At 38.3% G+C, this 13,515-nt stretch carries 14 protein-coding genes; all 14 read right to left on the reverse strand.

The features are described from left to right. Positions 1-94 precede the first annotated feature (94 nt). Genes PT281_RS02270 through mraZ form a run of 14 tightly spaced genes read right to left on the reverse strand, consistent with a single transcriptional unit; the run spans position 95 to position 13,423 of the window. On the reverse strand, positions 95-862 hold the full coding sequence (locus PT281_RS02270; RefSeq protein WP_277151658.1) for a DivIVA domain-containing protein: 768 nt from the start codon (positions 860-862) through the stop codon (positions 95-97). Next, positions 838-1,638 carry a YlmH/Sll1252 family protein gene (locus PT281_RS02275; protein ID WP_277151660.1) on the reverse strand — a complete coding sequence of 267 codons (801 nt, stop codon included), beginning with the start codon at positions 1,636-1,638 and terminating at the stop codon, positions 838-840. Before PT281_RS02275 ends, PT281_RS02270 begins: the two co-directional genes overlap by 25 nt. Then, entirely contained in the window at positions 1,638-1,940 is a 303-nt protein-coding gene (locus tag PT281_RS02280) for a YggT family protein (protein ID WP_277151661.1), read from the reverse strand. Before PT281_RS02280 ends, PT281_RS02275 begins: the two co-directional genes overlap by 1 nt. Beyond that, positions 1,940-2,380, reverse strand: a complete 441-nt coding sequence (gene sepF, locus PT281_RS02285; RefSeq protein ID WP_277151663.1) for a cell division protein SepF — start codon at positions 2,378-2,380, stop codon at positions 1,940-1,942. Before sepF ends, PT281_RS02280 begins: the two co-directional genes overlap by 1 nt. Positions 2,381-2,395: 15 nt before the next feature. Continuing rightward, the gene (ftsZ, locus tag PT281_RS02290; protein WP_277151665.1) at positions 2,396-3,724 is read right to left on the reverse strand and encodes a cell division protein FtsZ; all 1,329 of its coding nucleotides are present in this window, start codon (positions 3,722-3,724) and stop codon (positions 2,396-2,398) included. A gap of 15 nt (positions 3,725-3,739) precedes the next feature. Further along, on the reverse strand, positions 3,740-5,101 hold the full coding sequence (gene ftsA / locus PT281_RS02295; RefSeq protein WP_277151667.1) for a cell division protein FtsA: 1,362 nt from the start codon (positions 5,099-5,101) through the stop codon (positions 3,740-3,742). A gap of 55 nt (positions 5,102-5,156) precedes the next feature. Then, a complete protein-coding gene (locus tag PT281_RS02300) occupies positions 5,157-6,011 on the reverse strand; it encodes a cell division protein FtsQ/DivIB (RefSeq protein WP_277151669.1) in 855 nt (284 codons plus the stop codon). Positions 6,012-6,032: 21 nt separating this feature from the next. Next, positions 6,033-7,139 carry an undecaprenyldiphospho-muramoylpentapeptide beta-N-acetylglucosaminyltransferase gene (murG, locus tag PT281_RS02305; RefSeq protein WP_277151671.1) on the reverse strand — a complete coding sequence of 369 codons (1,107 nt, stop codon included), beginning with the start codon at positions 7,137-7,139 and terminating at the stop codon, positions 6,033-6,035. A 1-nt stretch (position 7,140) separates the two neighbouring features. Then, entirely contained in the window at positions 7,141-8,520 is a 1,380-nt protein-coding gene (gene murD / locus PT281_RS02310; RefSeq protein ID WP_277151673.1) for a UDP-N-acetylmuramoyl-L-alanine--D-glutamate ligase, read from the reverse strand. A 10-nt stretch (positions 8,521-8,530) separates the two neighbouring features. Next, complete coding sequence (mraY, locus tag PT281_RS02315) at positions 8,531-9,493, reverse strand: phospho-N-acetylmuramoyl-pentapeptide-transferase (RefSeq protein ID WP_277151676.1); 963 nt, start codon at positions 9,491-9,493, stop codon at positions 8,531-8,533. A gap of 7 nt (positions 9,494-9,500) precedes the next feature. Then, entirely contained in the window at positions 9,501-11,666 is a 2,166-nt protein-coding gene (locus PT281_RS02320) for a penicillin-binding transpeptidase domain-containing protein (protein ID WP_277151679.1), read from the reverse strand. Further along, positions 11,666-12,028, reverse strand: a complete 363-nt coding sequence (ftsL, locus tag PT281_RS02325; RefSeq protein ID WP_277151681.1) for a cell division protein FtsL — start codon at positions 12,026-12,028, stop codon at positions 11,666-11,668. Before ftsL ends, PT281_RS02320 begins: the two co-directional genes overlap by 1 nt. A 12-nt stretch (positions 12,029-12,040) precedes the next feature. Continuing rightward, positions 12,041-12,988: a 16S rRNA (cytosine(1402)-N(4))-methyltransferase RsmH gene (gene rsmH / locus PT281_RS02330; RefSeq protein ID WP_277151684.1), complete on the reverse strand. Its 948-nt coding sequence runs from the start codon at positions 12,986-12,988 to the stop codon at positions 12,041-12,043. 3 nt (positions 12,989-12,991) lie between these two features. Further along, positions 12,992-13,423, reverse strand: coding sequence for a division/cell wall cluster transcriptional repressor MraZ (mraZ, locus tag PT281_RS02335; protein WP_277151687.1), 432 nt, complete (start codon positions 13,421-13,423; stop codon positions 12,992-12,994). Positions 13,424-13,515: the final 92 nt, after the last annotated feature.

Below are 13,515 nucleotides of genomic sequence, written 5' to 3' on the forward strand. Positions count from 1 at the left end.
AATAAGGCAGCTGATCAACTATTAGGCTCTTACATTAGCCTCCCACCAGCGCTAATTCGCTGAATTGCCTGCAAGTTTTACTGTCAGTTTATTATTAATTATGATCTTTGTAATCATCTGGAAAAATAATTACTGGTCCAGAATCATTATCTAATGAATTAGACGATTGACGATTAACAGTTTCATTACTTGGACTATCACCCGTCATTGGTTGTGGTTGGTCCGTAAACTGATCCTCTTCAATATCTTCCTCAAAGTTTACGTCATCTTCATCATCATTGTCAAGCTCATCTAGCTCTTCATCATCTTCCATGTCTTCATCGTCATCAACCAAAGTAATTGGTTCAGAGCCATCTGGCGGATAAAAACGTTCTGTTGAAAAATATTTGTCGAGTGCTTTTTGCCATTTTTCATCACTTAAATTATCAATCGCAATTTGCAACAGATCTTGAATATAATTACGGTAGCCAGCTACTTCCTTCTTCAGGCGTTCATAATCTGCCTTAATGGTTTCCTGTTGCTGCTTTTCATAATTAGTGTTCGTTTTAATTTGTTGCGTCGCGTTACTAATAATTTGTTGTGCCTGTTTTTGCGCATTATCAAACGCTTGCTCGGTTTCTTTTTTAGTTTTCTGATACTGGTCAACTTGCGTCTGTAATTTTGCAACTTGATCTTTTAAACCAACAATATCATTTTTCAAATCAACCGTTTGGTCTAAAGCATCACCATAATCATCTACAACCTGATCCAAAAAGCTATCGACTTGCTCACGATCATAACCGTTAAGTCCACGCTTTTTGAATTCTTGGTTGTGGATGTCCATTGGCGTCAATCTATTTACTTGTGTTTCTTTGTCTGCCACAGTTTTAGCACCACCCTATATTTACCTTTTTTAGTTGTTGTAATGTCCATAATTTGGCTTCTGCCAAAATGTCTTAAGCTAAGGACATCGTCTACTTTTACTATTATATTAGAATCTTGCACTCCATGCCAATTTAATTTTACTAAATTGGTGTTAATTGCCGTTTTTAATTGCCCACGACTCGTCTTACTGATACCGGCCAAAACCGCATCAATTCTAAGAGAAGCAACAATCAGCGGGACAATCTGACTATCATCTTCTGGTACTAAAATTTCTGCTGGCAAAATTGAGCGAATCTTGACCTGCGTATGACCAATACGGTCAATTTGCTGAATAAAGAAATTAAGTAGTTCCGTTTTAATGAAGAACTGCCACTTACCAGTACCATCAGTAATAATATCACCAAAGGTATTTGTTTCTATCCCTGAATTAGCTAATGTTCCCAAAATTGAACTATGAGTTAGTTGAGCAAACTTACTAGGATAGTAGATTTCACATGCCGTTACTTGGTAGTCCATCGGCATTAAATTAACCCAGTCTTCACTTAAATAGACGCGCTTTTTTTCCGCATCATTATAGCCACCAAACTCCTGGATAAATAAGTCGCTGCCAACAACCGTTTTCAAAATATCCCTTTGGGCGGGATCCAAAAAGTCTGTCAGCATTGCCTCATGCTTAAAAATAACCTGATTAAAAAAACCGACCATCTTGTCAACAGTCGATTTTTCTTCTGAATCAAAGTGTGGGTAAAAGCTACTTGCCTGCCTCTTTAACATTAGCCTAACACCCGAAATAGTATATTAGCTAGCCAATTTAGGGCGTAATCCTGAATAAAATAGAGAAGTAATAGTCCTAACAGGAAAGACAAATCTAACCCCGTTGCATACGATAATTTTTGAATTGGACCCTTACGAAAAATATTTAAATAAGGATCAATTATTCGGTTAAGAAATCTACCAACAGCCGAATCTCGCAAAAACGGTACCCAACTCATAATCGCATCAATTACCATAATGATACTGTATATCCAGATTATCCAGTTGATTGCACTTAAAACATAAGAAACTATTGTGAGCATTAACTTAAATTATCTTTCTTATCAACTAAATCACTAATTTTACCGTTAGTTACAAACTTAGGTGGCGTTGCCAAAAAAATCTTATCACCAATACGTTGAATTTCACCATTCAGGGCATAAACTGTCCCGGTAATAAAGTCAACAATCCGTCTAGCAGATGTATCTTCCATTCTACTAAAATTAATGATAACTGCTTTGTTATTCAGCAAATTTTGGGCAACATCTTTGGCATCAGAATAAACTCGCGGTTCGTATAGGACAATTTTGCTTTTAGCAGCATTCATCCCTGACTTAATTGAAACTATCTTATCATGATCAATTGTATTGGCTGGAACATTATCGTTGTCAATCTCTTGGTCATCAAGGTATTCTTCTGTATCAAGCATGTCTTCATCTTCATCAGAAATGCCAAAAAATTTACCTATTTTACTAAAAGCCAATTCTTTTGCCTCCTATTAGTTCTCACCACGGTGCCTAAAAAACGGAATATCATCAGTATCGTCATCATCTTGGGCACTAGTTTCGATTTGCGAAATACTACTCTGCTCATCTTCATCAAATGAATTAAAATTATCTTGTTGATTGATGCTTGGTGTTGACCGTCTTGTTTCCTGGCTGTCATTATTCAAACCCCAAACACTAGTTGGATCAACCATTGGCTTGTGCTTTGGTGCAGATTGAACGGGTGACTGATCCACAGTTTGTTCATGACTTATTACTTGCTGGTCTTGTGGTTCGGACTTTTCATGATTAATCTCGTTAGCTGGCTTTTGTGCCTTAACTTGATGACTGCGACCCGGAAGTTGCTTTGAAGCTTCTTCTTCAGCTTGAGAACTGATTCCAGTCGCAATCACGGTCACAACAACTTCGTCGCCTAAGTTAGGGTTAATTGACGTACCAAATATAATGTTAACGTCATCGCCAGCTGCCTTAGACACAATTTCAGAAGCATCTTGAGCTTCAAACAAGGTTAAGTCTGGACCACCAGTAATGTTTAATAACACTTGCTTAGCACCATCAATTGAAACCTCAAGTAATGGCGAAGAAATTGCTAACTTAGTAGCTTCAACCGTTCTATTTTCACCACTAGCACGACCGATGCCCATTAAAGCAGCACCCTGGTTAGCCATAACCGTCTTTACATCAGCAAAGTCCAAGTTCACATAATCTGTTGACGTAATCAAGTCAGAAATTCCTTGAACACCTTGTTTCAAGACATTATCAGCTTCCTTAAAGGCATCCATCATTGGTGTCTTTTTATCTACCATCTCAAGCAGACGGTTATTAGCAATAATAACTAGTGTATCAACATATTGCTTTAATTGCGCAATCCCTTCAGTCGCGTTTTTTGAACGCTTTGGTCCTTCAAAAGTGAACGGTCTTGTAACTACACCAACAGTTAACGCACCAGTTTCACGGGCAATTTTAGCAACAATTGGCGCAGCACCAGTACCAGTACCGCCGCCCATTCCAGCAGTGATAAAAATCATATCAGCGCCTTTAAGTGCATCTTCAATTGTTTGTTCACTTTCTTCAGCTGCCTTTTGACCAACTTCCGGATGCGAACCTGCACCTAGTCCTCTGGTCAGCTTAGGCCCTAGCTGAATTTTAGTTTCTGCTTTATTACTGTTAAGTGCTTGCACATCGGTATTGGCCGCAACAAAAGAAACGCCTTGAACACCATCATCAATCATCCGATTAACAGCGTTACCACCAGCACCACCGACACCAATTACTTTGATCACAGCATTTTTATTGTCGTCTGAATCGAACGTAAAATCCATCTAAATTAACCACCTTTAATCAAAGAACTTTTTCAAAAAATTCTTAATGCCTTTATTTTGATTTTGATTATTATTTTTTTGCTTACTTTGCGATTGTTTATCTCGCTTTAGCATCTCATGTCTATTATATTCTTCTTTTACTTTGGTTTCACTAGCAGCTGCCGGTCTTTTTGATTTTTTTATATTCTCGTGAGTTGGCTCATCATCTGTTTGCCCAAGCAAACTCTTGCCATAAATTGCACTAATAACCAAAAAGTCAATGTCAGACATTCTATACGAATAATTAACGATACCATAAGCTGCAGAGTATACTGGATTACGCATTCCAATCTGATCGGGTTGATAAATCCGCGTTTTTACTCCTAAAGCATTAGCAACAATATTATCAATTCCCTGAAGTAAACTGTTGCCACCAGTAATAATGATACCACCCGGTAATTTTAACGCATCGTGCTTACTTAAGCCCTTGCCGATACGTTCAATGGTCTGCATTAATCGTGCATTAATGATATTACTCAAGTATGCTTCATCAACCATTTGCTGACCATCAGTACCAACACTGTTAACAGCAAACTTGTCTTTTGTTGAAGCCAAATCTGGATCAGCATAGCCATAGTCTAATTTGATTTGTTCCGCATCCTTTTTGGAAGTGCTTAGGACAACTGAAATATCATTGCTGATATCACTACCGCCCTCAAAATCAATATTTGCATACTTAATTTGACCGTCATGAATAACAGTAGCAGTAGTCACACCACCACCCAAATCAAGAATAATTGAACCAAAAGTACGTTCACTTTCATCAAGAGCAACACTTGCAATAGCCAGAGGGGTTGGCACAAAGAAATTATTCTGGTAGCCCGCACGTTCAATTGCCTTTTTAATATTATGCAAAGGACTGGCTGGCGCAGTCAATAAAATTCCTTGAACTGCAAGAGAATGGGCAATCATTTTACGTGGATCATCAACCTCAGTTTTACCATCAATTAAAAATCGGCTTGGCAAAAAAGCAATTGGTTCACGTTCATTTTTAACTGCAGACTTGACTGCAGCCTGTAATACACGCTTAACATCACTGTTACCAACTTCTTGACCACTATCACTAACATTAATCAGATCACTGGCTGTCTCAAGTTGCAAGAGTCCGACAGGTATTCCTGTAACCACGCTATAAATCCGTGCATTTGTCTTATCGGCAATTTCCTTTAACGCACGACTAATTGCACTTGCCGTCTCATCAATATCAATGATATTACCGTGCCGCATACCCTTATTAGGAATTGCAACTGCGCCAATTACCTTGCCAGAATCAGCGACTACTGCTTTCACACTTGTAGTACCTATATCAAGGCCTACTAATAAATTTGAATTGTCCAAAATTAACCCCCCATCGATACGCATTAGTAAGTTTTAGCAAAAACTCTAATCAAGTTTATGATATGCCATAAGCTCGCTTTTCACTTGATGTAAGCGGTCTGCTAAAAACTCCTACTTCTAAATCAATTAAACTATTTTTCTTTACTTTAGATTTGATTTCATTATAGTACTTTATTTTATCTTTGAGAGTAGAAACATTTCCTGTAATCACATTGCCATCCTTCATCACGAAAATAACTTGTGATTTACGTCTAGTATTACCACTTAATAATTTTATTTGTTCCTGAAAATCACTAGGTAAACTATTAAATAATAAAAGATCTTGTTTTAAAGAAACTTTATGACTATAACCTACAAAAATCGGCTTATCATGGTCTACCATATTCCATGACAAAAGCCTTGTACCTAGTTTACCATGCGAAAGAATTTTACGGTACCTATTATCTGTTTTAATATAACTAATTGTTTTAAATTCATTGATATGTAAAACTAATTGATTGAAATTTTTAACAGTAAACCAAACATTTTTTACTTCTGTATATTTATTAGTTAGTTTGTGATTAACTGCTGCTTGCTTTAAAAAGTAGTCGCAAACCTTGTCACTCGGCTTAATTCCCGATGTCGCAACTACTTCTTTAGCTGGCAAATCATCGCCACCTGTCACTTGCACACTACTAATATTCGCAAGTGGGGAAATATAATAACCTAGCCCAATTATTGCCAATAAAGCAATCCCAACAATCAAACCTAACCGCCTAATCAGCGCCGATTTCCGTTCACTATGCAAGTGATTAAGTGAGGCAGAAACCTTATTTTTATGCTGCTGATGTTTATGTTGGTCAGCTTGATAATCTAAATAATGCGATAACTTTTCTTTAGGATCAATCTTGGTTATCCGTTTCTTTGGCATCTGCCTCACCACCTTTATCAATTACTGGGCAATCGACTGCATAACCTTAATTACCTGATCAGAAGCATCAGGAACACCCAACTTCTTTGATGACTTACTCATTTCATTTGCATATTTTGTATCAAGCAAAATATGATCAATCGATGAAACAAAACTATTAGTATTTAAATCATCTTCCGCAATTACTAATGCCGCACCTGCTTTTTCCAAATCAGTTGCATTTTTCATTTGATGATTATGCGTAACATTAGGACTAGGAATTAAAATTGCGGGAACACCCAATGCAGTAAATTCCGCAATACTTGTAGCACCAGAGCGTGAAATTACACAAGTCATTTCTGGTAAGACTGCAGGCATGTCCTTAATATAAGGTAAGACTTTAATATTATTACCATAATCAATTCCCTGCAATTTTTCTTGAACTTTATCAAAATACAAAGTTCCTGTTGCCCAAACAATTTGATATGGTTTGTCTTTCAGTTTCAATAATGATTGCAGCATTACCCGATTAATTGCCAAGGCACCACGTGAGCCGCCAAAAACAAGGACAGTCGGAATTTTAGGATTAAAATTCCATTCGGCTTCCAAGTTAACATGCTGCTCATTTAAGCCTAAAACTTGCTGTGAACGCGGATTACCAGTTTTAACTAGTTTTTTCTTTTCTGAAAATTGTGTAGCAGCATCATCAAAGCTGTAACAAATCTTATCAACATAGTGACCCAAGAACTTGTTGGCCACCCCAACAACCGAATTTGATTCGTGAATCATTGTCGGAATTCCCATTTTAGCAGCTTCATAAACAATCGCGCCGCTGACATAGCCGCCTGTTCCTAAAACAACATCTGGTTTAAATTCCTGCAGAATTTTTTTGGCACGTTTAGTTGCCTTAAGAAACATATTAATAGTACTGAAATTTTTTAATAAATGTTTACGATTGAAACCTTGAATTTCAATCGTTTTAAAATTAACTCCAGCTGCCGGAACAATTTTCGACTCTAGTCCGCGCTTAGTACCGACAAATAAAATTTCATCATTTGTCGCAAGCTGACGTTCCTTCAACTGCTCAATAATTGCCATAATTGGGTAAATGTGACCGCCTGTACCGCCACCAGTAAAAATAACTCTCATTTTATTTTGTCTTTAAATCCTTAACAAACTTGATAAAGTAATCGCCGCGATCTTCAAAGGTTCTAAATTGATCCCAAGAAGCACATGCAGGCGAAAACAGTAAAACATCACCAGCAGCAGTCAGTTCGTATGCCTTAGGAACCGCTTCTTGCAAGGTGTTTTCAATTACAATTTGCTTAATACCAGCTTTGCGAGCTGCATCAGCCAGCAAATAACGTGTTTCGCCGTAAAGCACGATTGCTTTAACATGCTTTTTAAACAGCGGCACTAATGAATCAAAGGTAAAACCACGATCAAGTCCGCCAGCAATTAGAACCTCTGGTTCTGTAAATGAGGGAATTGCCACCGTTGCAGCTTCAATATTAGTTGACTTAGAATCATTGTAAATTTTGCGGTTATCCAAAGTCATCACATATTGCAGCCGGTGTTTTGCACCAGTGAAAGTTGTTAAGACTGCCCGAATATCTGCATCATCTGCGCCCATCAGCTTGCTGATTGCAATTGCAACTAGAGCATTCTGCTGATTGTGGATTCCAGGTAGTTTCATTTCACTTGTCTTAATAATCTTATCTGACTGGCTTTGTAAATAACCATCACCAATAAAATAATCGGCAGTTTGGTCAGTCTCCGAAAAGGTTTGGATCTGGGCCTTAGTCATTGCTTTTTCTTGGGTAAAAATCTCTGGTTGATCCAAATTAGCAATGAAGTAATTAGCAGCAGACTGAGTTCGTGTAACATTCAATTTAGCATTAACATAATTGGCAAAAGTTTTATGATAATCCAAGTGAACATTATGGTAAATGTCAACAATTGCTGCTACGCGCGGATCAATGTCAGTTACGCCCAATAATTGAAAGCTGGACATCTCAACTACGAGAATATCATCTTTGGTTGCCTTAGTAACTACTTCAGAAATTGGCACGCCAATATTACCTACGGCATAGGCATGGTGACCACTTTTAGCTAAATAATGATCCAAAATTTGCTGCGTGAGCATTACTGTTGTCGTTTTACCATTTGATCCCGTAACACAGACATACGGTGCTTCACTGACACTTAATGCAATTTCGGGCTCTGTAATAATTGGCACTTTTAATTCGGCTGCTTTTTCTACCATCGGATTTTCGTATGGTATACCCGGATTTTTAACCAAATAATCAAAGTGCTCTTGGTCAAATAGCTCGGTTGGATGATGGCCGCTAATTACCCGAACCCCCATCTTTACCAATTCCTGCGCATGTTCATTTTGTTTTAAATCTGTCTTATCATTCAAAGTCAGCTTTGCACCAAGTTTAAGCAATAACGTACTTACTGCAAAGCCGCTCTTTCCAAGACCCAAAACCAAAATGTTTTTATTCTTATACATGTCAATCTGTTTCATTTTTACTATCTTAACCCCAGATTACTAAATACAAAATACTACCGATCAGTCCTACTAGCCAGAAAACAATATCAACCTTCCATTCTGACCAACCCAGCATTTCAAAATGATGGTGGACAGGTGTCATCTTAAAAATTCGTTTTCCCGTTGTTTGGAATGAAATCACCTGCAAAATAACGCTGGCAGTTTCACAAACAAACACAATACCGACTAAAAGCAGTGACCATGGTCTATTTAAAAAGACACTGACGGCTGCAAGTCCACCGCCCAAAGCAAGTGAACCAGCATCACCCATGAAAATTTTAGCGGGTTTATGATTAAAAATAAAGAATGAAATTAAGCCACCAATTACACTCATACAAAAAATTAGAATGGCAAAGTTCTTCTGCTTAAAGGCAAGATAAGCATAAGTTCCATAAGCTACAATCGACAATCCTGTTGCTAGACCATCAAGTCCATCCGAAAGATTGACCGCATTGGAGAAACCAACTAACCAAAAAATGACAAACAGCGTAAACAAAATCACACTTGTGATAACACCAAAGAATGGAATAAACAAATTAAATTTAAAGTTGTCTGTTGCAGCAATCCAAACAATGACTACGGCAATCAAAATCTGTAACAATAATTTTTGCCATGCCCGTAAACCTAGATTACGCTTATAAAAGAGCTTAATGCCGTCATCCAAAAAGCCGATAATGCCATAGCCTAAAAGGCTAATAACTAAAATCCAAATGGTTTTATTAATGCCATGCTGCCAAGCAGCAACCCAAATTGAAGAAATGGCTGCTGCTAAGACAAAAATAACACCACCCATTGTTGGGGTACCAGATTTTTTCTGGTGCCATTTTGGTCCTTCATCACGAATTTCTTGACCCTCGTGGTGTGACCGCATAAAAATAATCATCCACGGCAAAAAGATTGCCGTTAAAACTAATGAACTAACTAATGCAATGATGCTAGTAATGAGCATATTGTGTTTACTCCTTTAAATTAATTACAATTTTGGTTTTTGACTTGAGCTTGGTCTTTGGGGCAATGCTCTGCTTCACGACAGTACCACTACCCGAAACTTTCAGCTTAACTCCAGTTAATTCTGCAAATTGCCGCAAATCATCCAGTGTCCAGCCTTTCATATCAGGGCAGATAACCTTGCCAGAAGTCAAAACAAACATTCTTTTACCAGACTGTTCTTTTTGCCCCTTAGCATATGATTGAGCAGTAATTTTATCACCTGTGCCAATTTTAACAATTCGCAAGCCTACTCGTTGTACTTCCTGCTCAGCAGCCGAATAAGTAAGACCTTTTAAATCAGGCACCTTAACTACGGTTGAATTATCTTGGTCATTTTTCGCCATTAAGATGATTTGCCGCATCATTGGCTTAAAAATTGATGACAAAATAGTTTCCGCTGGTCTAATCATCCGCCGTGGCTGCTTTAAGGTGATATAAATGCAGTAACGCGGATGTTTGGCTGGGGTGACACCAACCACTGAAAAAGTATAATTGCTATCGCCTTTTAAGTAGCCACCACCTTTGGGATTAGCAATTTGAGCCGTTCCCGTTTTGACAGCAATACTTGCATTATCCATCTTGTATGCATAACCAGTACCAATTCGTTTATTAAGCACTCGCCGCATATTAGCCAAAACAGTTTGGGCTGTTTCAGCAGAGTATACTGGCTGACCCACATTTTTAATTTGGTAACCAGTAATTGTTTTACCATCAGGATCCGTTACTTTTTCAACAAATTGCGGCTTTACCATTTGACCATTATTCGCCAAACTACTAAATGCCTGCATCATCTGCATTACATTAACGTTAACTCCTTGACCGAAACTAGTAACTGCTTGATCAATTGGTGACTTGAAGGCCAATAGCCCCACTTGTTCACCTGGTAAAGTAACCCCCGTCTTTTGCCCAATATGGAACTTGCGCAAATATTTACGCCAAGTCTTGGCGCCCATTTGCTGCTCAATATGAACAAACCCCGTGTTACTCGAACGTGGAAAGGCCTGTGAAAATGGAATACTGCCCCAACCAGAAGTCTGCCAGTCATGAATTGTCGAGCCACTAACAGTGACTGATCCAGAATTATAATACTGATTCGGGTGATAACTACCACTATTAACTGCAGCCGATAGCGTCAATACTTTGAAGACTGATCCAGGCTCATATGTATCTTGAACTAAAATATCGCGATATGACTTAGACATTCCTTTTTTAGTTTGCGGATTAAACGTTGGTCGTTGTGACGCGGCAAGTACCTTACCAGTTTTCATATCTTCAACAACTGCTGTCATTGAAACAGGATTATACGTTTTCTGCACATAAGTTAACCGATCTTCCAAGTAATCCTGCAGCTGTGAATCAATTGTTAAGTAAAGATTATCACCATTTTTGGGTGCCTGATAATCTTGTGTACTATTCGGCGTTTGGTAGTTAGACGCATCAACTGATGAAACCCGATACCCGTCTTTACCTGTCAAAAGGTTATCATACCAAGCTTCCAGACCCATTGTGCCTATCAAGTTTTCTGAGTTTGTTTTCTTATTGTATTTTGGCGTTGCAATCCCAACAATATGTGAAGCAAAATTGCCATTAGGATACAGTCGCGCCGGCGTCTCAAAGAATTTAATTCCCGGCAGCTTCATCTGCTCAATTTTATTTTTATCTTCTTTAGTTAAGCCGCTGCCGGCAGCACCAAATTGTACTTGAAAAGCTGTATGAGCAGGATTTAAATAATGCAAAATTGTATCTGCCGAAAGTGGTAAAACCTTAGATAATTTTTCGGCAGTTTCTTCTTTATTAACCACATATTCAGGCTTATTGTGATAATTAATCGAAGTCTTATCCAAAATCGCATACACAGTATATAAATGCGAGTCTTGAGCGACAGCCAAGCCATTACGATCATAAATCGTTCCGCGATTAGCTTTTAATACCTCATTACGCTTATATAATTGCTCTGTGCGCTGGCTTAAATTCTCACCGCTAACCTTCTGCGAGATACCAATATATAAAAATCTACCTGTAAATACAAGAAAAACCAAAGCAACAGCTACTTGGAGAAATCTCCCTACTGTGAAACGGTAGCTGTGGGCTTTGGATTTTTGTAATCTTAAATTACTAATGCGTTTTTTCATTAGTGAATAGTCCTAATATTCTTCTCAATCAGAGTTAACCCTTTACTGCGCGCGATTTTATTCATCCGTGCACTTGAAGTTAACTCACCTATTTCTTGATGTAAATCACTAACTTGACTTTGTTTCTTGGCAACAGACTGTTGCACGTTGGTGAGTTCATGTTGAGCTGAAGTAGCAGAAATACTAGAAGAAACTAACAGAGTCATCAAACCTAAAGTTATTAGGGTTCCTAATACAAGCAGAGATTTTTCAAAAGCAGACCAAGTAACACGGCGATGATCAAGCACCAACCGCTGCTGAGTTTCTGTTTCCGTTTGCTTATTAGGATTAAACTCTATTTTTCTCGCTAAATTATCAGCCATCTTTTTTCCTCTTTACAATTTTTCCGCAACTCGCAATTTTGCACTGTGTGAGCGGTTATTGTCATCTAACTCTTTATCCGAGGCAACAATCGGCTTGCGATTAACCAAACGAAGCGTTGGCTTCATACTGTCTGGTATCATTGGCATTCCACGTGGTACCTCAACCTCAGAATATTTTTTAAAGATATTTTTAACGATTTTGTCTTCGTCAGACTGAAAGGTAATTACACTGATTCTACCATTAGGCTTTAGAAGTTTAATGGCTTCTTCAAGTGATTCTCTAAGAACATCAAGTTCATGATTAACAGCCACACGTAATGCCTGAAAAGTCTTTTTAGCTGGATGTCCTCCCGTTCGTCTTGCATATGCAGGAATTGCTTCCTTAATCAAATCTACCAATTCAAATGTTGTTTCAACTGGCTTAACTTGTCTTCTTTCAACGATTTTACGGGCAATTTGACGTGAAAATTTTTCATCGCCATATTTATATAAGATAGCTGCCAAGTCCTTTTGACTTGAATTATTCACTAATTGGTACGCATCAAGGGTCTGGCTTTGATCCATCCGCATATCTAATCGAGCATCAAAACGGTATGAAAAGCCGCGTCCTGCCTGATCAAACTGGGGTGAAGAAACACCTAAATCATAGTAGATTCCGTCAATGCCATCTGTATAACCCAGCTCAACCAGATTCTTTTGCAAATGACTGAAATTGTCGTGAACTAACTCTAACCTAGGATTGCTGTTAGCCTGCAATAAATCAGTAAAGTTTAACTTAGCCGATTTTATTGCATATTCATCCTGATCAAAACCAATCAATGTTCCTCGTTCAAGCTTGCTCAGTAAGTAACTCGCGTGCCCACCACCGCCAAAAGTTGCATCTACATAAAGACCATCGTTTTTTGGTTTTAAATTATCTATTGTTTCGTGTAAGAGTACACTGGTGTGTTTGAATTCCATAATTTATAGTTCAATATCGTCCAAATCTTCTGCAATATCATCATAATTTTCGTTCGCTTCATCACTAAAGTTCTCCCAGCGCTCCTTTGACCAAATTTCAATTCGGTCGGAAACGCCAACGATGACACATTCTTTCGTCAAGTTTGCGTGTTTCTTCAATGTTGTGGTCAGATTAACACGCCCCTGCTTGTCGAATTCGCATTCCATTGCACCAGAGTAAAACAAACGCGTAAAACTACGCGCATTTCTCTTAGTCAACGGAAGTTGCGCTAACTTGGCTTCCATTTTCTGCCATGCCTCGGTGGTATAGCCGAAAATACAGCCTTCCATTCCGCGAGTGAACACCATTTGATCACCAATCTGTTCGCGCAAACGAGCTGGTATAATTAGCCGTCCTTTGCTGTCAAGATTGTGATGATATTCACCCATGAACATGGTCTAGCCCCCTTCCAATGAATAATTTACCACACTTCACCACTTTCTACCACAATTTCCCCAAAAAAGTCCGTTATTTAATTATTAAATTA

This window comes from Lactobacillus sp. ESL0701 (assembly GCF_029433445.1).
In the GTDB taxonomy this organism is placed as follows: domain Bacteria; phylum Bacillota; class Bacilli; order Lactobacillales; family Lactobacillaceae; genus Lactobacillus.